The 18,448-nt window shown below is 67.8% G+C and carries 17 protein-coding genes, 2 tRNA genes and 1 pseudogene; 9 read left to right on the forward strand and 11 right to left on the reverse strand.

Annotated elements, in window-relative coordinates; genetic code table 11:
- Nucleotides 1–94: 94 nt before the first annotated feature.
- From ACQPYS_RS00885 to ACQPYS_RS00895, 3 genes are all read right to left on the reverse strand, one after another.
- Entirely contained in the window at nt 95–1,399 is a 1,305-nt protein-coding gene (locus tag ACQPYS_RS00885) for an APC family permease (protein WP_433491455.1), read from the reverse strand.
- 108 nt (nt 1,400–1,507) lie between these two features.
- On the reverse strand, nt 1,508–1,816 hold the full coding sequence (locus ACQPYS_RS00890; protein ID WP_431939474.1) for a hypothetical protein: 309 nt from the start codon (nt 1,814–1,816) through the stop codon (nt 1,508–1,510).
- Between the two features lie 146 nt (nt 1,817–1,962).
- On the reverse strand, nt 1,963–2,220 hold the full coding sequence (locus ACQPYS_RS00895) for a hypothetical protein (RefSeq protein ID WP_433491456.1): 258 nt from the start codon (nt 2,218–2,220) through the stop codon (nt 1,963–1,965).
- 460 nt (nt 2,221–2,680) lie between these two features.
- Between ACQPYS_RS00895 and ACQPYS_RS00900 the strand changes: the two genes are divergently transcribed.
- Nucleotides 2,681–2,971: a hypothetical protein gene (locus tag ACQPYS_RS00900; protein ID WP_433491457.1), complete on the forward strand. Its 291-nt coding sequence runs from the start codon at nt 2,681–2,683 to the stop codon at nt 2,969–2,971.
- Here ACQPYS_RS00900 and ACQPYS_RS00905 read toward each other — a convergent pair whose 3' ends face one another.
- The 6 genes from ACQPYS_RS00905 to ACQPYS_RS00930 all read right to left on the reverse strand — a co-directional run bounded on the left by ACQPYS_RS00905 (nt 2,972) and on the right by ACQPYS_RS00930 (nt 5,666).
- Complete coding sequence (locus ACQPYS_RS00905) at nt 2,972–3,265, reverse strand: putative quinol monooxygenase (protein ID WP_245664748.1); 294 nt, start codon at nt 3,263–3,265, stop codon at nt 2,972–2,974.
- A 533-nt stretch (nt 3,266–3,798) separates the two neighbouring features.
- Nucleotides 3,799–4,098, reverse strand: coding sequence for a helix-turn-helix domain-containing protein (locus ACQPYS_RS00910; protein ID WP_307718780.1), 300 nt, complete (start codon nt 4,096–4,098; stop codon nt 3,799–3,801).
- Nucleotides 4,098–4,445 carry a type II toxin-antitoxin system RelE/ParE family toxin gene (locus ACQPYS_RS00915; RefSeq protein ID WP_063040675.1) on the reverse strand — a complete coding sequence of 116 codons (348 nt, stop codon included), beginning with the start codon at nt 4,443–4,445 and terminating at the stop codon, nt 4,098–4,100. The genes ACQPYS_RS00910 and ACQPYS_RS00915 overlap by 1 nt, the downstream gene beginning before the upstream one ends.
- A 195-nt stretch (nt 4,446–4,640) precedes the next feature.
- Nucleotides 4,641–4,713 (reverse strand) — tRNA-Arg (locus tag ACQPYS_RS00920).
- A gap of 36 nt (nt 4,714–4,749) precedes the next feature.
- Nucleotides 4,750–4,839 (reverse strand) — tRNA-Ser (locus tag ACQPYS_RS00925).
- Between the two features lie 92 nt (nt 4,840–4,931).
- The gene (locus tag ACQPYS_RS00930; protein ID WP_433491458.1) at nt 4,932–5,666 is read right to left on the reverse strand and encodes a dienelactone hydrolase family protein; all 735 of its coding nucleotides are present in this window, start codon (nt 5,664–5,666) and stop codon (nt 4,932–4,934) included.
- 94 nt (nt 5,667–5,760) lie between these two features.
- On the opposite strand from ACQPYS_RS00930, the gene hisC reads away from it, so the two are divergent.
- Nucleotides 5,761–6,840 carry a histidinol-phosphate transaminase gene (hisC, locus tag ACQPYS_RS00935; protein ID WP_433491459.1) on the forward strand — a complete coding sequence of 360 codons (1,080 nt, stop codon included), beginning with the start codon at nt 5,761–5,763 and terminating at the stop codon, nt 6,838–6,840.
- 8 nt (nt 6,841–6,848) lie between these two features.
- On the opposite strand, the gene ACQPYS_RS00940 is transcribed toward hisC, so the two are convergent.
- Nucleotides 6,849–7,913 (reverse strand): alpha/beta hydrolase, encoded by a 1,065-nt coding sequence (locus ACQPYS_RS00940; protein ID WP_063035317.1) that lies wholly within the window; start codon nt 7,911–7,913, stop codon nt 6,849–6,851.
- A gap of 302 nt (nt 7,914–8,215) precedes the next feature.
- Between ACQPYS_RS00940 and ACQPYS_RS00945 the strand changes: the two genes are divergently transcribed.
- From ACQPYS_RS00945 to ACQPYS_RS00955, 3 genes and pseudogenes are all read left to right on the forward strand, one after another.
- Nucleotides 8,216–9,349, forward strand: a complete 1,134-nt coding sequence (locus ACQPYS_RS00945) for a DNA cytosine methyltransferase (RefSeq protein WP_174551669.1) — start codon at nt 8,216–8,218, stop codon at nt 9,347–9,349.
- A pseudogene (locus ACQPYS_RS00950) lies at nt 9,346–9,768 on the forward strand (very short patch repair endonuclease); the annotation flags it as partial. The gene ACQPYS_RS00945 and the pseudogene ACQPYS_RS00950, both read left to right, overlap by 4 nt.
- Nucleotides 9,745–10,545 (forward strand): maleylpyruvate isomerase family mycothiol-dependent enzyme, encoded by an 801-nt coding sequence (locus ACQPYS_RS00955; RefSeq protein ID WP_433493163.1) that lies wholly within the window; start codon nt 9,745–9,747, stop codon nt 10,543–10,545. The pseudogene ACQPYS_RS00950 and the gene ACQPYS_RS00955, both read left to right, overlap by 24 nt.
- A gap of 286 nt (nt 10,546–10,831) precedes the next feature.
- Here the strand turns inward: ACQPYS_RS00955 and ACQPYS_RS00960 are convergent, their stop codons facing one another.
- On the reverse strand, nt 10,832–13,219 hold the full coding sequence (locus ACQPYS_RS00960) for an MMPL family transporter (RefSeq protein ID WP_433491460.1): 2,388 nt from the start codon (nt 13,217–13,219) through the stop codon (nt 10,832–10,834).
- Nucleotides 13,220–13,474: 255 nt separating this feature from the next.
- Between ACQPYS_RS00960 and ACQPYS_RS00965 the strand changes: the two genes are divergently transcribed.
- The 4 genes from ACQPYS_RS00965 (at nt 13,475) to ACQPYS_RS00980 (ending at nt 18,414) form a co-directional block, all read left to right on the forward strand.
- Nucleotides 13,475–14,065, forward strand: coding sequence for a TetR/AcrR family transcriptional regulator (locus ACQPYS_RS00965; RefSeq protein WP_433491461.1), 591 nt, complete (start codon nt 13,475–13,477; stop codon nt 14,063–14,065).
- A gap of 47 nt (nt 14,066–14,112) precedes the next feature.
- The gene (locus ACQPYS_RS00970; RefSeq protein WP_063035204.1) at nt 14,113–14,646 is read left to right on the forward strand and encodes an RrF2 family transcriptional regulator; all 534 of its coding nucleotides are present in this window, start codon (nt 14,113–14,115) and stop codon (nt 14,644–14,646) included.
- Entirely contained in the window at nt 14,640–16,373 is a 1,734-nt protein-coding gene (locus ACQPYS_RS00975; RefSeq protein ID WP_431939466.1) for an ABC transporter ATP-binding protein, read from the forward strand. Before ACQPYS_RS00970 ends, ACQPYS_RS00975 begins: the two co-directional genes overlap by 7 nt.
- A gap of 133 nt (nt 16,374–16,506) precedes the next feature.
- The gene (locus ACQPYS_RS00980) at nt 16,507–18,414 is read left to right on the forward strand and encodes an ABC transporter ATP-binding protein (protein ID WP_433491462.1); all 1,908 of its coding nucleotides are present in this window, start codon (nt 16,507–16,509) and stop codon (nt 18,412–18,414) included.
- Nucleotides 18,415–18,448: the final 34 nt, after the last annotated feature.

Genomic DNA, 18,448 nt, shown 5'->3' on the forward strand with positions numbered 1-18,448 from the left:
GGTGCCCACCGTTTTCGGGCCCGCCTCGATCTCGGTCTCGCGGTCCCCGTGGCGATACCACCCTGATCAGAGCAGGCCTCGTGCCGGATCGCCGTCAGGAAGCAGCGCCGTTGCCGGACGACCGTTGTCGCGCCCTGGTACGAATCACGTAGATCGCCACCCCCACACCGGTAGCCGCCACACCGGAAGCCACGGCGGTCCAGGGCAGGGTGAACGCCAGTACCAGGCATCCGAACAGGCCCAGTATCGGGATCACGCGTGGTGGCCGGTTCTCGGCCGCCGTCAGCGTCCGGGCCGCGGCGTTGGCGACGGCGTAGTACAGGAGCACCCCGAAGGAGGAGAACCCGATGGCCGAACGCACATCGACGGTCGCCGCGACCACCGCGACGACCACTCCGACCCCGATCTCGGCGCGGTGCGGCACTCCGAACTGGGGGTGCACCACCGAGAACGTCTGGGGCAGATACCGATCGCGCGCCATGGCCAGCGCGGTGCGCGAAACCCCCAGGGTCAGGGCGAGGAGCGAGCCGAGTGCCGCCATCGCGGCACCGGCGCGGACCACGGGTTCGAGCCAGGTCACACCGGTGGCATGCACGACCTGTGAGAGGGGTGCGGCCGCCGCCGCCAGCTGCCGGGGGCCGAGCACGGCCAGCGCGGCCGCCGCGACCACCGTGTAGACGGCCAGGGTGATGGCCAGCGCGAGCGGTATCGCCCGCGGGATCGTGCGCGCGGGATCGCGTACTTCCTCTGCCAGGGTGGCGATTCGCGCGTACCCGGCGAACGCGAAGAACAGCAGTCCGGCGGACTGGAGGATCCCGCCGACGCTCACCTCGTCGTCGAACACGAACCGCCCCGTATCCGTATGCCCGGTGGTGAAGGCAGCCACCACCACGGCGGCCAGCACACCCAGCACGACCGCCACCACGATACGGGTCAGCAAGGCCGATTTCCGCACACCGCGGTAGTTGACCGCGGTCATCGTCACCACGGCGGCGACGGCGACGGCATGTGCCCGGTCCGGCCACACATAGGCGCCCACGGTCAGCGCCATGGCCGCGCACGAGGCGGTTTTGCCGACCACGAAACTCCAGCCCGCCAGAAACCCCCAGAATTCCCCGAGCCGCTCCCGGCCGTACACATAGGTGCCGCCGGACACCGGATACCGCGCCGCCAGCCGAGCCGACGAGGTGGCGTTGCAGTAGGCGATCACCGCCGCCACCATCAGTCCGGCCAGTAGCCCGGCCCCGGCCGCGCGCGCGGCCGGCCCGAGCGCGGCGAAGATTCCCGCACCGATCATCGAGCCCAGACCGATCACCACCGCGTCGGAGAGTCCGAGCTGCCTGCGCAGCCCGCCGGGAACCCCCTCCGGCGGGTCCGGGGTAGACGATCGCTCGGCCACAACTTCTCCTAGTAGCACGCCGAGCCGGCAGCTCGGACAACCGACGGGCCGATTCGCAACCTATGCCCCTACCGGCGTCTCCGCTACCCGGCCGGACGCCCGGCGCATTCAGTCGATGCCGGCGCGATACCGGGTGACCGCTTCCTCGATCTGCCGGCCGTCACCGGAGTTCTCCCGCTCTACGGCCCGGAGCACGTCCGCGATCTTCGCCATGCGCCGCTCGACCTGTTCGCGGTAGGTCTCGATATCGGGCTCGTGGTAGCCGGCGATCGCCGACAGGACCTCATCGAGTTCCGTCGCCACATCGGCGGCCCCCAGCTCGACCAGCCGGTCGCGCACAGCGGTCAGCTCGTCGCTCCGGCCGCGCAGTTCCTCGGGTCCCAGTTCGGACAGATACTTGTCGCCGCCGCTGCTCATGTCTGCATCCTTCCGGGTCCAAGTTGTCGTGGGGTCGGTCCTCGCCGCCGGTATAACCACTTTCTCGCTTCGCTACCTCCCCGGGCTGTCGATCGACGAGTAGAGCGGTGGTTGCCGGCACGGCGTCTGTGCTCGATCACGCGCAACTATCGATCGACCACGCCGGCCGTGGTCACCAGCCTCGCAAGCGTGACCACCAGCTGCCACGAGCGATTTCTCCGGACCTCGTCTTCGGTGAGGTGCGGAACCACAACTGCCTCGGCGTCGGATTCCAGCATGTGATGGACAGCGATGAGCGCCGCGAGCTGTGGGGCCGAATCCGTGACGACCGTGTACACGATGTCGAGGCCGTACTCGTGTGCCAGCCGGTCGACAACGCCGCTGTCGCAATCGGTCCGGCGCAATACAAGTGCTCTCCGCTTCCCGGATATCGGCCGGCTCACGGGCGTGCCCGGGCCGCGAACTCCGCCGCCGTTTCGAAGCGGGGACAACGGAGTCGACCGCCTGACCTGGTCCGCGGCGAAGTCGGGCGACTCGGTGTGGATCGCTGCGGCCCAATTCCAGCGTGCGGCCATTCTGACCGCAGGGGGCGACTGGACTGCCGCGATGTGTTTCCTGGAGAGCTGCCGGACCTATATCGAAATTCGGCTCGGTACCGCCACCCGGAAGGACCTCATCGCGTGGGGCGGGCTCCACCTCCAGTCGGGCTGGGCGGCGTCTCGTTCCGGGAAGCGTGATCTTGCCGATGAACACCTGGCCGAAGCTCGCGAGGCTGCGCGACGGTTGGGTGATGACCGCGATCGAATACTGTCGTTCGGTCCGACCAACGTAGCTATCTGGTCGGTCGCCCTTCCGGTAGAAGCGATGGATGCGGCGACAGCTCTGAGCCGAGCGCAGACGGTCGTGATCCCGGCGACGACACCGAAGGAGCGGGCCGGACATCACTACATCGACCTCTCGCGGGCGTTCCTTCTCCAGGGCGACCGTGGCCGGGCCCTGAAATCGCTGTCTATCGCAAAAAGGATCGCGCCCGCCCAGACCCGGTACAACCCGATGGTCCGCGAAACGGTGCGGGCTCTGGCGCGCGCCGAAGCCCGCAAGGTGGATGCCGTGCACGGGTTGGCCGTGTGGTGCGGGATCGCCGATCGGCTGTGATCAGGGCAGGCCTTTGGTAGTGGCCGGGGTGAGGAACTCGACCCGGAAGTCGGCCACATAGTCGGCGCGCCGATCGAGGAAGCGGCGGGTATGGGGCTGTCGCTCGTGTTCCTCGAACGCTTCGCGGTCCCGGTAGACCTCGTAGAAGACGCGGGCGAGTGGTGCGTCCGTCACGGTGTGGGTGGCGTAGACGAGGGTCCCGGGTTCCGACTCGGTGATGCCCTCGGTGGTCTCCGCCACCAACCGGTCGAATGCTTCGGCGGCCTCGGCGTCCTTCAGGTTGAACCTCACCACGAGCGCAAACATCGACCCTCCAATACACCAAACTGCACGGAGGGCCAGTGTCGCACGCGTGCACATCCGGGGCCCGGTACGTGTCTTACCCGATCGGCTCGACGACTACCGACGGCCCGGCATTCGATCGTGTTGACCTGTAGTGCCGAATGCGCATCGAGACGTATGGGCAAGAGCCCGGTTGCGTCAAAGAGATCCGGGTATCGGCCTTCCTTCATCGTGAGGCTCGAAGTCCGGTTTTGCGATCACTTCGGCGAGCCAATGACCAAGCTCGTTACTTTTAGAGTGGTATTCGTCGACCTCGGCGCGCACGGCCTCCTTCGCCTGCTCCCAGAACCAACCGTAAAATGTACGAGCCCTTTTGGAGTATTTTTCTAGCAGGGGAAGGAACTCGACGTACGGCTCTCGTCGTGCCCACACTTCTCGATAACCCAGTGTTTCGAAGGAGGAGTGCAGCCGCTTGGCCTCATATCGCTGAGTCGATAGGCCTGCTGCTCATGGCTGGTCGTACGTCGCACCCGACGGCCACGGGCTCATGCGACCAGCGATACCTCGAGGCGCTGGCCGACCGCGCGGGCCAGCCGGTCGAGCATGTCGATGGTCGGCACGCGCCCGCCGCCCTCGATCTTGGCAATCGTGGGCTGAGTGGTGCCCATGCGGCGGGCGAGCTCGGTCTGGGTCAAACCGGCACCGGTACGCGCGGCGTAGAACAGTTCGGCCATGCGCAGCGCCAGACCCGCCTCCTCGTATGCGGCTTCGTACTCGGCGCGCTCTTCGTCGGTCATCTGTGCCAGCCGTGCGCCGAACACCTCATCGTGGCTCATCATCTTCATCAGCCCCTCTCTTTGTCCTTGTCGGTACTCGGCCGGTCGCGGTAGCGCTTCAACGCCTTACGAGCGCGGGCGACCTCGCGGACTTCGTTTTGCCGTTGCTTGCGGAAGGTGGTCAAGGTAATCACCTTCCGCGGTGGGTCGAATGTGTAGGTGATGCGCCGGTTGACCTCTTCCGCTGCGAATCGCAGCTCGTACAACTTCTGTCCGAGGTACTTCGCGTGCGGCATGCGTAGCATCGGGCCCTCGGCGGCCAGTAGGTCGAGCTTGCGCCGGGCAGCCGCGAGATCGGCGACGCTGAGCGATTGCAGCCACGTGCCCACTTCCTCCGAGTACTCGATCTGCCACATGACCACAATATATCATCGAAGGCATATTCCTAGGAGGGAGGGCCGGGCGGCCACGGGTCGGCGAGCTGTCGCGACGTGCTTGTGCATAGTCTCGGCACGAAGGAGGTCGCCGCAGCACCGCGGTGGAACTCGGTGAACTCCTCGAAACGCCGATCGGCCCCCGAGCCGCTTTCGCGGATCGGGGGCCGATCTCTGTGCGCCCGAAGGGATTCGAACCCCTAACCTTCTGATCCGTAGTCAGATGCTCTATCCGTTGAGCTACGGGCGCATACGCATATTCAGTTGTCGCCCGGTTTCCCGGGCGTGGCGGAGGCGAGAGGATTTGAACCTCCGGTCCCCGTGAAGGGACAACTCATTAGCAGTGAGTCCCATTCGGCCGCTCTGGCACGCCTCCTGGAGCCTTCTCTTCGAGGGCACCGGTCCTTTCGAACCGCCGAGCAAGAAGGCTACCCGAGCTTGTAGGAAAACTGCAAAACGGCTGGTCGATCAGCGTAAATGGCTGTCGAACCAGTCGAAGATACGGGTTCGGGGGTCGACCAGGTCGTCGCCGTCCTCACCGCCCGCGTGGTCGGCGCGGTGGAGCCGGCCGGGGTAGGTGACCACGAGGCTGGCAACGGCGGCGGTGGCGGTGGCGTCGCGGAGGGCGTCCACATCGCCGGCGCACGTGTCCGCCTCGCCACCGAACAGGCCCAGCCAGGGGGCCTGCAGGCGTGGTGCGGCCACCACCAGTGCCTCGGCTTGTTCGGTGATGGGGGCGGTGATACCGGTGGCGCCGACGCTGACCGCGGCGCCGACGGGGCGGTTGGTGGCGACGAGGAAGGTCGCGGTGCCGGCGGTGTCGAAACCGAGCACGCCGATGCAGTCCGGGAAGACGCCGCGGTGGGTGAGCCAGTCGAAGCAGGCATCGAAATCCTCGAAGAGTTCGTCGCCGTACACCCCGGACGCCGACGCGGTGGCGCGGTGGAACAGGTTCGGTGCGACGACCAGCCACCCCTCGACGGCGAGGGCGCGCATGAACTCCAGCAACGATCCGGTGAACTCTCGCGCCTCGTGCAACAGGACGATTCCGCCACGGGCGAAGCCGTCGGGTTCGATGACTGTGATGGGCACATGTTCGTCGGCTTTCGGGCTGGTGACAGCCCCTGTCGGCGCTTGGTCGTATCCGTTCGCTTCCGTTTCGCCGCGCCGCAGGAGCGCGATATCGTCATAAGTGCCCGACATGTTCCCAGCGTAGGGCGATATCCCGGGACCGGGGAGAATTAGTGGTTGAGCAGCCCGAACGTGGCTCGATCGAGACCGGAACTAAGCTCGTTACGTGACCGCGCACATCCGGCCGGACCTCGATTCCATTCCGGCATACGTTCCCGGCCGCAGCCATCCCGGCGCGGTCAAACTGGCGAGTAACGAGACCACCATCGGTCCGCTGCCCGCCGCGAGCAAGGCCATCGCCGAGGCGGTGGAACTGGCCAACCGTTACCCGGACAACCAGTCCGGCGAACTGCGAGCGGCGCTGGCGGAGTTCCTCGGTGTCGAGCCGGCGAATATCGCGGTCGGTTGCGGGAGTGTGGCGCTGTGCCAGGAACTGGTCCAGATCACCTGCGCGGACCCGGCCGACGAGGTGCTCTACGCGTGGCGTTCGTTCGAGGCGTATCCGATCATCACCCAGGTCGGCAACGCGACCGCGGTGACCGTGCCGCTGCGTGATCATGTGCACGACCTGGACGCGCTGGCCGCTGCCGTCACCGAGCGGACCCGACTGATCTTCGTGTGCAACCCGAACAATCCCACCGGCACCGCTGTCGGCCGGGCGGAACTGGAGCGGTTCCTGGACCGGGTGCCCGGCAATGTCCTGGTCGCGCTGGATGAGGCCTACTACGAGTACCTGCGGATGACGCCCGGTGATCATCCCGATGGGGTCGAGCTGGCCCGGAACCGGCCGAACGTGGTTGTGCTGCGGACTTTCTCGAAGGCCTACGGGCTGGCGGGACTGCGGGTCGGGTACGCGGTGGGCGCGCCGGAGGTGATCGCGGCGCTGCTGAAGGTGCATATCCCGTTCAGCGTGAGCCGGGTCGCCCAGGCCGCGGCCATCGCCTCCCTGGAGGCCCGCCACGAATTACTGGACCGCACCGAAGCGGTGATCGCTGAACGCGACCGGATGCGTACCGCGCTGCTGGCGGCGGGCTACCGGGTGCCGGTGAGCGAATCGAACTTCCTGTGGATCACGTCGGACGCCGCGACCACCGAATTCGCGGAGGCGAGCGCGGCGGCGGGCGTGCTGATCCGGCCCTTCGCCGGTGAGGGTGTCCGGGTGACCGCGGGCGATCCGCACGAGAACGATCTGTTCCTGGATTTCGCGACCGACCCGGAGACCGCGGCCCGCTTCGCCGGCTCCTGACCGGCGGTTCAGGCGAGTCCGAGCCCGCCGGCGATGGTGGGCCAGGAGGTGACCAGTTCGTCGGCCCAGTACGGCCACGAGTGGGTGCCGGTCGGGCGGAAGTTGGCGGTGTAGGTGATGCCCAGGGTGTCGAGACGCTGGGCCAGCCGGCGGGTGCAGAAATCGGTGGCGGCCTCCAGCGGGCCGCCCATCACCACGCTGGTGGGGGTTTCCGGGTTGGCCAGGGTGTCGTGGACACCCGGGCGCCCGCTGCCCACCGACAGGTAGAGCGCTTTGCCACGCAGCGCGGCGGCGTGCAGGGTCACGTCGTGGGCGAGCCAGGCCGGGTCGTCGGGGGCGCCGAACATGTTCTCCGGATCGCCCTTGTAGGTGGAGACGACGATGCGGGCCTGGGCCTGACCGAGATCGGTGCCGGTCGAGAAGCATCCGCTGTGCGCGCCGACCGCGGTGTACAGCTCGGGTTTGCGGATGGCGAGCATCATCGCGGCCTCGGCGCCCATTGAGGTGCCGATCACGGCGTTACGGCCGTTCCCCGAGAACCGGGCGTCCAGCAGCGGGGGCAGTTCCTCGGTGAGGAAGGTCTCCCATTTGTTGACGCCGAGCACCGGGTCGGGGCGCTGCCAGTCGGTGTAGAAACTGGCGGGCCCCCCGACGGTGAACACCACATTGACCGGTTTGTCGGCGAAGAACCGGGCGGCGTCGCCGCGGTCGAGCCAGTTGTTGCTGTCGGGCTGGGTGCTGCGGCCGTCGAGCATGTAGACGGTGGGGCGGGGTGTGCTCCGGTCGGTGGGTAGCAGGACCAGCACCTGCACCGTGCGGTGCATGGCCGGTGAATCGACGAACACCCGCATCAGCCGGTCGGTCACCGGTTCGGTACCGATGATCGCGGCGTGCGGGGCGGGGACCGGTTCGGCTTTCTCCACCGGGCCGGGGTCCTCGGCGGAACCGGTGTCGGGCCGCGCGGGCGCGGCATGCGGCGGTTCGGGGGTGGCCGTCGCGGTGCCGGGCAGGATCGCACCGGACAGGGCGAAAGCGCCCGACACCACGGTGGCCAGACCGACACGCAACTTCATGGCGCCCATCCTGCCAGACCTCCGGGCCGTGACCGCGAACCTGAAACCACCAGAGATAAACCCCTGACCAGGTATTTCTATGGTGTTGTCGCTGAGTAACTCTGGATTGACCATGATCGACTCGCGGACAGGCGCATATGTGACGGTGGTGTATCTCACGGCCGCGAACCGCTCCTGGAGAGAGCCGCGTTCGGGAATCGCGCACTCGGGCACCGCGACCCGGAAAGCCGGAAGAATCCGCGGAGTAATCTCCCTTCGGGAGCCGGACCGGATGGAGAGAGGACTTCGTGGCGGGCGCGCGAATGGTGGGGCTTTTCGCCGGGATCGGAGGTCTCGAACTCGGGCTGTCGGCGCACGGATGGCAAACGACTTTGCTCTGTGAAATCGACCCGGGCGCACGGGCGGTGCTGGCGAGCCGCTTCCCCGATGCCGAACTGCACACCGATATCACCCGGCTGCGGGCGCTGCCGCCGGATACCGAACTGGTCGCCGCGGGTTTCCCGTGTCAGGACCTGTCGCAGGCGGGCCGCACCGCGGGTATCACCGGAACCCGATCGAGTCTGGTCGACCATGTGTTCCGGCTGGTCCGGCGCAAACGTGGGCCGCGCTGGCTGCTCATCGAGAACGTGCCGTTCATGCTGCAACTCGGCCGCGGGGCGGCCATGCGCCATATCACCGCGGCCCTCGACGAACTCGGCTACACCTGGGCCTACCGGGTGGTGGACGCGCGCGCCTTCGGCCTGCCGCAGCGACGCAACCGGGTGATCATGCTGGCCTCGCGCACCGAGGATCCGCGCACGGTGTTGTTCGCCGACGACGCCGGGCCGCGACTGCTGGGTTCCCCGGAGGACGATCCGTGCGGCTTCTACTGGACCGAGGGTGTGCGCGGCCTGGGCTGGGTGGTCAACGCCGTCCCGACGTTGAAGGGTGGATCGGGTCTCGGTATCGCCAGCCCGCCGGCGGTGCGGCTGCCGTCCGGGGAGATCGTCACGCCGGGGATCACCGACGGGGAGCGGTTGCAGGGCTTCGCGCCCGGCTGGACCGAACCGGCGCTGGACGCGCCGGGGTTCCGGCCGGGACAGCGCTGGAAACTGGTGGGCAATGCGGTGAGTGTGCGGATGGCGGCGTGGGTCGGCTCCCGTTTGCGTACTCCGGCCGAGCCGATCCCGGGGCATATCCCGCTGCCGCCAGGCAGTCCGTGGCCGGGCGCGGCGTGGGGCCGGGCCGGGGCGGCGTTCGAGGTGCCGATCTCGCCGTGGCCCGTGCACGACCACTACGAGGACCTGCGCTTCTTCCTCACCGACACGCAGTTGCTGTCGGCGCGGGCCACTGCTGGTTTCCTGCGCCGCACCGGTATGGGGTCGCTGCGTTTCCCGGCCGGGTTCCTCGACGATGTGCAGGCCCACCTGGATCGGATGGGAGGCTGGGCGGCATGACCGGCGACGGCTCGTGGCGTCCGCCGACCGACGCGGCGACCAGTGCGCGGATGTCGCGGCAGCGGCGCGCGCATACCGCCCCAGAACTGGCACTGCGTCGTGAACTGCATCGGCGGGGCCTGCGCTACTTCGTGGACCGCGCGCCGATCCGGGGGCAGCGGCGCCGCGCGGACGTGGTGTTCCCGCGCCGGCGGATCGCGGTCTATGTGGACGGCTGTTTCTGGCACCGCTGTCCCGACCATGCCACCGACCCGAAGAACAATGCCGCCTGGTGGACGGAGAAACTGGCCGGCAATGTCGCGCGGGACCGGGCCACCGACGCGGCATTGCGCGCGGCGGGCTGGCAGGTCGTCCGGATCTGGGAACACGAGGATCCGGTGCGGGCCGCCGACCGGGTGCAGGCGGCCCTGGGGGAAGATCCGACGGGCCCGGAAACCGCTGGGATTCAGACATATCCCGGAAGTAGGGTCGGAGCCGTGCCCAGCGATTTCATCGAACTGCTCACCGCGCGGACGCAGGCGGTCACCGACGCCACCCGCGCGCTGCTCGCCACCGTCGACACTCTGGACGACGCGGCGGTCGCCGCTCCGTCGGCGCTACCGGGCTGGACCCGGGGCCATGTGTTGACCCATCTGTCCCGCAATGCCGACAGCCTGGTCAATCTGCTGCTCTGGGCCCACACCGGGGTGGAGACGCCGCAGTACGCCAGCGCCGCCTTGCGGGACTCCGATATCGCGGCGGGTGCGCCGCGTCCGCTCGCCGAACAGCGCGCCGACCTGGTGGAGTCGGCCGACCGGCTGGCCGGGATGGCCGGAGTGCTCTCCGCCGAGCAGTGGCGGACGGAGGTCCGGACCAGGCAGGGGACACCGGTCGAGGCGACCCGGATCCCGTGGATGCGGTTGCAGGAGATCCTGATCCACCACCTCGACCTGGACGCCGGTTACACCCACGCGCACTGGCCGGCGGATTTCGTGGCCGAACTGCTCGCCGAGGCCGCCGTCGACCTGGGCGGGCGTGCGGGCGTGCGGTCCTTCGCCGTCGATGCGACCGATACGGGTTTCACGGCGATCATCGGAGCGGGGGAGCCGGAGCAGGTCGTGGCGGGGCCGGCGTCGGCGCTGCTGGCCTGGCTGCTGGGCCGTGGTGCGGACAGCGCGCTGCCGCAGCCGCTGCCGGAACTGCCCGCCTGGCGCTGAGTGGAACTGCTTGCCCGGCGCTGAATGCATCCGTTTGCCCGGCTATGAGTGGGCTTGTCCACCCGGCGGCGCAGGGACTGTCCACCTGGCGCGGAGGGGACTGTACGACCAGCGTGGAGTGCACTCGTCCGCCCGGCGTGGAGTGCACTCGTCCGACCGGCGTGGAGTGCATCCATCCGACCGGAGTGGGGTGGGCCTTCCCCGTGGCAGGAACGGAGAGTGGCCGGGAACGGGAACGGCCGGCGTCCATTGCGGACGCCGGCCGTTTTCCGGAGATACCGGTGGATCAGACTCCAGCGGGTTCGGATTCGGCCGCGGGGGTTTTGGCGCGCTGCTGGAGTTCCCGCAGCTTCGTCCCCTCGACATCGATATCCGGCAGGATCCGGTCCAGCCAGGCCGGCATCCACCAGGCCCACTTGCCCAGCAGGGCCAGCAGCGAGGGGATCAGCACCATCCGCACCAGGAAGGCGTCGAAGAACACACCCGCCGCCAGGGCGAAGCCCATGGACTTGGAGGTGATGTCCGGCGAGAGCATGAAGCCGCCGAAGACCGAGATCATGATGATCGCGGCCGCGGTGACCACGCGGGCCCCGTGGTGATAGCCGCTGACCATCGCCGCCTTCGGATCCTTGCCGTGCACGTACTCCTCGCGCATCCGGGTCACCAGAAAGACCTGGTAGTCCATCGCCAATCCGAATACCAGGCCGATCAGCACGATGGGCAGGAAGCTGATGATCGGATGGGTGTCCTTGACCAGGCCGAAGGCGCCCTCCTGGAAGATCAGCACCGTGACGCCGAAGGTTGCGGCCATCGACAACAGGAAGCCCAGCGCGGCGGTGAGCGGTACCAGGATGGACCGGAACACCAGCAGCAGCAGCACGAACGCGGCCGCGGCGACGATCGCCAGATACGGGATGATGCTGGCCAGCAGGACATGGTTGATGTCGGCGTAGATGGCTGTCTGGCCGGTGACGCCGTATTCCATGCCGTACTGCGTCTTCAGCGCGGCCTCGGCATCCCGGGCGTGGGCCACCAGGTCCTGGGTCTCGGCACTGTTCGGGCCGGAATCGGGTACCACCTGGAACAGCGCCGCCTGCCCGTCCTGGCTGGGCTGCGCGACGCTCAGGTAGTCCACGCCGTCGTAGCCCGCCAACTTGTCCCGCAGGGCGGTCAGCGCGGCGTCGCGCTGATCCTGCGGGGTCTCGGAGAGGTCCACCGCGACCACGAGTGCGCCGTTCTTGCCCTCGCCGAAGCCCTCGGTCTGCAATTCGTAGGCCTTACGCACCGAGGAGTCCTCGGGCATGCTGTCGCCGCCGGGCAGGCCCAGGTTCAGCTGAGTGGCCGGGGCCGCGAGCGCGCCCAGCACGATCGCGCTCGCCACCAGCGTCAGTACCGGCACCCGGGCGATGATCCGAGCGAAACGCATCCCGTTGGTGACCGAATCGTCATCCTCGGGATCGTGCTGGGCGACCAGTGGCAGTTTCGGCTTGAACAGGAAGCGGCCGAGCGCGCCGAGCAGCGCGGGCATCAGGGTTATAGCGGCCAAGACCGCGAACCCGGCCGCGATGGCCCCGCCGATACCCATCATGGTGAGGAAGCCGATACCGACCACCGACAGCCCGAGCAGGGCGATCACCACGGTGAGTCCGGCGAACACCACGGCCGAACCGGCGGTGCCGACCGCGACACCCGCGGCCTCCTCGGGCGAGTCCTGGACCACCAGCTCGTGTTTGTACCGGGAGACGATGAACAGCGCGTAGTCGATGGACAGCGCCAGGCCGATCATGGAGGCCAGGATCGGGGTGAAGGTCGGGACCTCGGTCAGCGAGGTGCCGGTGAGGATGAGCGCGCCCGCGCAGGCGACACCGACGATGCCGGTGACGATCGGGACGAACGCCGCCACGATGGCGCCGAAGGCGATGATCATGACGATCAGCGCGACCCCGATACCGATCATCTCGGCCTGGCCTGATTCGACCTGGGTCTGGGCGATGGCGCCGGTCAACTCCACGGTCAGGCCGGCGTCGCGGCCCTGCTGGGCGATGGCCTCGGCGGCCTGCCGGTTCTCCTCGGTGATATCGGAGAAACTCGGCATCGTGAATTTCACGTCGAGCACGGCGACGGTTTCCGGGTTCTTCTCGTTGAGCACGTTCAGCGGAGCGCCGCCGCACAGCCCTTTGAACTCCGGGGAACCCTGACCGTCGAGGCAGTTCGGCTCCGGCAGCGGCGGGGCCTCACCGGGCGCGAGTCCGGCCGCGGCCTGCGCCTGGGCCTTGGCGGCTTCCTGGCTGGCGGGCATCATCGAGGTGGCGAGAACCGGGTTGACGGCCTGCTCGGTGTGGTCGACGATGTCGAGCTCGTTCAGCCGCTGGACCAGTGCGTCGAGTGCGGCCATATTCGGCTCGTCGGTGAGTTTGCCGTTCTGGGCCGCGATCACATAGGTGCCGTTGATGGCATCGATGCTGAACATCGCCGCCATCTGCGGCATATGTTCCTCGAGGATGCCGGTGGCCTTCTCCGACGGTAGTCCCGGCATCTCGAAGCTGTCCTGGAACGGCTTCGACAGCGAGGCTGCCGCCCCACCGAGCAGTACCAGGATCAGCGCCCAGACGGGCAGCACTATCCATTTCCGGCGGAAAGCGAACTTTCCCCATCTGTACAGGAATACGGACACGAGGGATTTCTCCTAGTGAGGCCGGGACGGTTTGGTCATTGCGCGTGACGAGCTGACGGCCGACGTCGCTATCGCGGACCGGGGCTGCGCGGGCCGAACGCTTTTGCGTGCCAGGAGCCGGTGGATCCGCCTACACGGTGGACGCCAGATTATCTACCGTACGGTAGGTAGGCTACCGGTAGGTTAAGTGGAGGAACAAGCTCGACTTCCGGTGCCGACCACGCCTGTCACCGGAAGAACGAGAAGGGGCCGAGCATGGCGAATCGCAGAACTGGCGACCACGTTACCGCAGGTCGAGATACCAAGCGGGCCATCCTGGACGCCGCCGTACAGTTGTTCGTGGCCAAAGGTTACGAAGAGACGAGCCTGCGCGAGGTCGCGGATGCGGTCGGAATCACAAAGCCGTCGCTCTACTATCACTACGCCTCGAAACTGGAACTGCTCGTGGCGATCGTCAACCCGCTCCTCGACGAGCTGCGCGCACTCGCCGAGCAAGTCGAGCAGATGCCGTCGGACGCCGCCACTCGCCGGACTGTGCTGCAGTCCTATATCCGGGCCATGATCCGCCACCGCGACGCGGGTGAGATGATGCTGCGCAATGCCGTGGCCATCGTCAACGCGCTGGCCGACCAGTATCCGGTGATCGTGGACGCCAACAAGGCGCTCCGGAACTGGCTCGCCGGGCCCGAACCCAGCGCGGTCCGGTTGCTACGGGCGAGCGCCGCCATGGAAATCCTCGCCGTCGCGCTTATTTCCAACGAAGTCGCACAGGACGCAGGAGATGATGTGGTGGAGGCGACGCTGCTGGACGCGGCGCTCGCGGTTCTCCAACTCGGCGCCGACTAGTTTTGTCGCGTCATCGTGCCCCGGCACAGCGAAAGGTCAGGTCAGTCGTGCACATCACCGCCAAGGTGGATCACGCCGTGCGGACCCTGCTCGAGATCACGGCATCCGACCAGGCTGTCGCGGTGAAGGCGGAGTCCATCGCGGCAGCTCAGCGCATACCACCCAAAGTGCTCGAGAGCGTCCTGGCCGAATTGCGCCGGGCCGGGCTGGTGACCAGCCGGCGCGGCCCCGACGGCGGTTACCGGCTGGCCCGCCCGCCCGCCGATATCTCCATCGCCGACGTCATACGTGCGCTCGAGGGCCCGCTCGCCTCGGTACGGGGCCTGCGGCCCGAAGAAGTGCAGTACGCGGGGGTGGCCGAACCGCTGCTACAGGTGTGGATCGCGCTGCGGGTCAACCTGCGTGCGGTGCTGGAGAACGTGAGCCTGGCCGATATCGCCGCGAACGGTCTACCGGAATTCATCGGGACGCTCACCGCCGACCCCGGCGCCTGGGTGCGCCGCGAACCGCACCGCACCGAGCCGCCGAAAATCACAGGCCGTCCCACCGGGACAGACGGTAGCGTGCGGTCATCATGTTGATCCGACTGCTCCGTGGTTTCCTGGGCCCGTACCGGAAACAGTTGACCGGGATCGTGGTACTACAGCTGATCTCGGTGATCGCGATGCTGTACCTGCCGAGTCTGAACGCCGACCTCATCGACGAAGGGGTCACCAAGGGCGATATCGGCTACATCTGGACGGCCGGGCTGCGGATGCTGCTGGTCTCCGGGGTGCAGATCATCGCCTCCGCGTCCTCGGTGTTCCTGGCCGCGCAGGCGGCGATGAGCGCGGGCCGTGACCTGCGCGGCGCGCTGCTGCACCGGGTGGGGGCCTTCTCGGCGCGTGAGGTCGGGATGTACGGTGCGCCCTCGCTGATCACCCGCAACACCAACGATGTCCAGCAGGTCCAGCTGCTCATCGTCATGGCGGCGACCGTGGCGGTGATGGCGCCCATCATGTGCGTCGGCGGCATCGTCATGGCGCTGCGCGAAGATTTCGGGTTGTCCTGGCTGCTGCTGATCGCGGTGCCGGCCTTGGCGCTGAGCATGGGTTTCATCATTGCCCGCATGGTGCCCGCGTTCCGGCAGATGCAGACCCGGCTCGACCAGGTCAACCGGGTGCTGCGTGAGCAGATCACCGGGATCCGCGTGGTCCGCGCCTTCGTCCGGGAGCCGCTCGAGACATGGCGGTTCGGAGTGGCCAACAACGACCTCACCGATATCTCGCTGCGGGTGGGCCGGTTGATGGCGCTCATGTTCCCGACGGTCATGCTGATCAGCAATGTCACCTCGGTGGCGGTGATCTGGTTCGGCGGAAAGGCCATCGACGCGGGCGAGATGCAGATCGGCTCGCTGACCGCGCTGCTCTCCTACATCATGCAGATCCTGATGGCCGTCATGATGGCGTCGTTCCTGGCCATGATGGCCCCGCGCGCGGCGGTCTCGGCCGACCGGATCTCCGAGGTCCTCGACACGCCGTCGTCGGTGCGCTCACCGGACCTGCCGAAGCCGTTCCTGGGGGATCCCGCCGAGGTGCGGGTGCGCGACGCCGCGTTCAGCTTCCCCGGTGCCGAGAAACCGGTGCTGTGCGGAATCGATTTCGCGGTGCGTCCGGGGGAGACCGCGGCGATCGTCGGTTCCACCGGGTCCGGTAAGACCACCCTGCTGAATCTGATCCCCCGCCTCATCGACGTCAGCGAGGGCACGGTGGAGATCGGCGGCACCGATGTGCGCGACCTCGATCTGGCCGAATTGCGGTCGCGGATCGGGCTGGTGCCGCAGAAGGCGTACTTGTTCTCCGGCACGGTGGCGAGCAACCTGCGCTATGGCGATCCGGACGCCACCGACGAGGAACTGTGGCGCTGCCTGGAGATCGCCCAGGCCGCCGACTTCGTACGCGCCATGCCCCAGGGCTTGGAGACCCCGGTCGCGCAGGGCGGGACCACGGTCTCGGGCGGGCAGCGGCAGCGGCTGGCCATTGCCCGGGCCCTGGTACGCCGGCCCCGGGTGTATCTGTTCGACGATTCGTTCTCCGCGCTCGATGTGGCCACCGACGCGCGGCTGCGCGCGGCCCTGCGCCCGGCGACCGCGGATGCCGCGGTGATCATCGTGGCCCAGCGGATCGCCACCATTCGCGACGCCGACCGGATCGTCGTACTTGAGGACGGTGAGATGGCGGGCGTCGGTACCCATGAGGAACTGCTGCGTGATTGCGCGGAGTATCGCGAGATCGTCGAATCCCAGCTGAGTGTGGAGGAGGCGCGATGATGCGATACTGCGAAACCTTCGCCGCGCCCTCCGCGGACCGGATGAAACCGCCACGAGGCGGCGCGACACTGCGCGAGTTCCGCCGACGTTGTGGCGTCCGCCGACCGCATCGGCTCGCATCGGAGGAGGTGCTGTGAGGCCGGGAACGCCGGGAGCTCCGGACGCCAAACCGAAATCCTTCAAACCTTCGCTGAAACGGCTGGTGCGGCGGCTCGCGCCGGAGCGGGTGCGGGTGGGCGTGATCATCGGGCTGGGCATCGTCTCGGTGGTGCTCAATATCGCCGGGCCGTACCTGCTCGGCAAGGCCACCAACCTGATCTTCGACGGAGTCGTCGGCCGGCAGCTGCCCTCGGGCGTGAGCAAAGAGGAGGCGATCGCCGGCCTGCGGGCCCAGGGGCAGGACACCATGGCCGATATGCTGTCGGGGATGGATGTCGTACCAGGTGTCGGCATCGACTTCGACGCGGTCGGGCGGGTGCTGACGCTCGTGCTCGCGCTCTACCTGGGCGCCGCGGTGTTCGGCTGGTTGCAGGCCTTCCTGCTCAACGATGTGATCAACCGGGTCATCAAACGGCTGCGCTCCGATGTCGAGGACAAGATCCACCGGCTGCCGCTGAGCTACTTCGACTCCGCGCCCCGCGGCGATGTGCTCAGCCGGGTCACCAACGATGTGGACAATGTCTCGCAGAGCCTGCAGCAGACCATGAGCCAGTTGCTCATCTCGGTGCTCTCGGTGATCGGCATCCTCGGCATGATGTTCTGGATCTCGTGGCTGCTGGCACTGGTCGCCCTGCTGACGGTGCCGGCGGTGGTGGTGGTGACCGCCCAGATCGCCAAACGGTCCAAACCGCATTTCGTGGACCAGTGGAAATACACCGGATTGGTGAACGCCCAGGTGGAGGAGGCCTACACCGGGCACGAGGTGATCACCGCGTTCGGCCGCAGCAAGCAGGTCGGCGCCGAGTTCGACGAGCGCAACGACCATCTCTACAAGTCCAGTTTCCGGGCGCAGTTCGTCTCCGGCCTGATCATGCCGTCGTCGATGTTCCTCGGGAACATCAACTACGTGCTGGTCGCGCTGATCGGCGGGCTGCGGGTCGCCTCGGGTCAGCTGTCGCTGGGCGAGGTGCAGGCCTTCATCCAGTACTCGCGCCAGTTCAGCCAGCCGCTCACCCAGATCGGCGCCATGGCCAACCTGCTGCAGTCGGGGGTGGCCTCGGCGGAGCGGATCTTCGAGATACTCGACGCTCCGGAACAGAGCCCCGACCCGGCCGAGAAGGTCACCCGCCCGCCCGAACGCGGCCGGGTGGAGTTCGCCGACGTCTCCTTCCGCTACGAACCGGAGACGCCGATCATCGAGGCCCTCTCGCTGGTCGCCGAACCCGGACATGTGGTCGCCATTGTCGGACCCACCGGCGCGGGCAAGACCACGCTGGTCAACCTGCTGCTGCGGTTCTACGAACTCGACTCCGGGGTGATCACCATCGACGGGGTCGATATCACCGCGTTGAGCCGGGAGCAGTTGCGTTCGCGGATCGGGATGGTGCTGCAGGACACCTGGCTGTTCAAAGGCACCATTCGGGAGAACATCGCCTACGGCGACCCGACCGCGAGTGACGACGATATTCTCGCCGCCGCCCGAGCGGCCTACGTGGACCGGTTCGTGCATGCCCTGCCGGACGGGTACGACACCGTGATCGACGAGGAGGGCACCGGGGTCAGCGCGGGGGAGAAACAGCTCATCACCATCGCGCGGGCCTTCCTGTCCAAACCGGCCATCCTGGTGCTGGACGAGGCCACGAGCTCTGTCGATACGCGGACCGAACTGCTGGTGCAGCAGGCCACCGCGGAACTGCGGCGCGACCGGACCAGTTTCGTGATCGCGCACCGCCTGTCCACCATCCGCGACGCCGACCTGATCGTGGTGATGGAGGCGGGCCGGATCGTGGAGACCGGGGCGCACGAGGATCTGCTGGCGCGCGGGGGCGCGTACTACCGGCTCTACAGCGCCCAGTTCGCGGCGGCCGCGGTCGACGCCTGACCCCGGCATGGGCCGGGCTCGGAGGAGCCGCGCA

This window comes from Nocardia grenadensis, assembly GCF_050942415.1.
GTDB classification, from domain to species: domain Bacteria; phylum Actinomycetota; class Actinomycetes; order Mycobacteriales; family Mycobacteriaceae; genus Nocardia; species Nocardia grenadensis.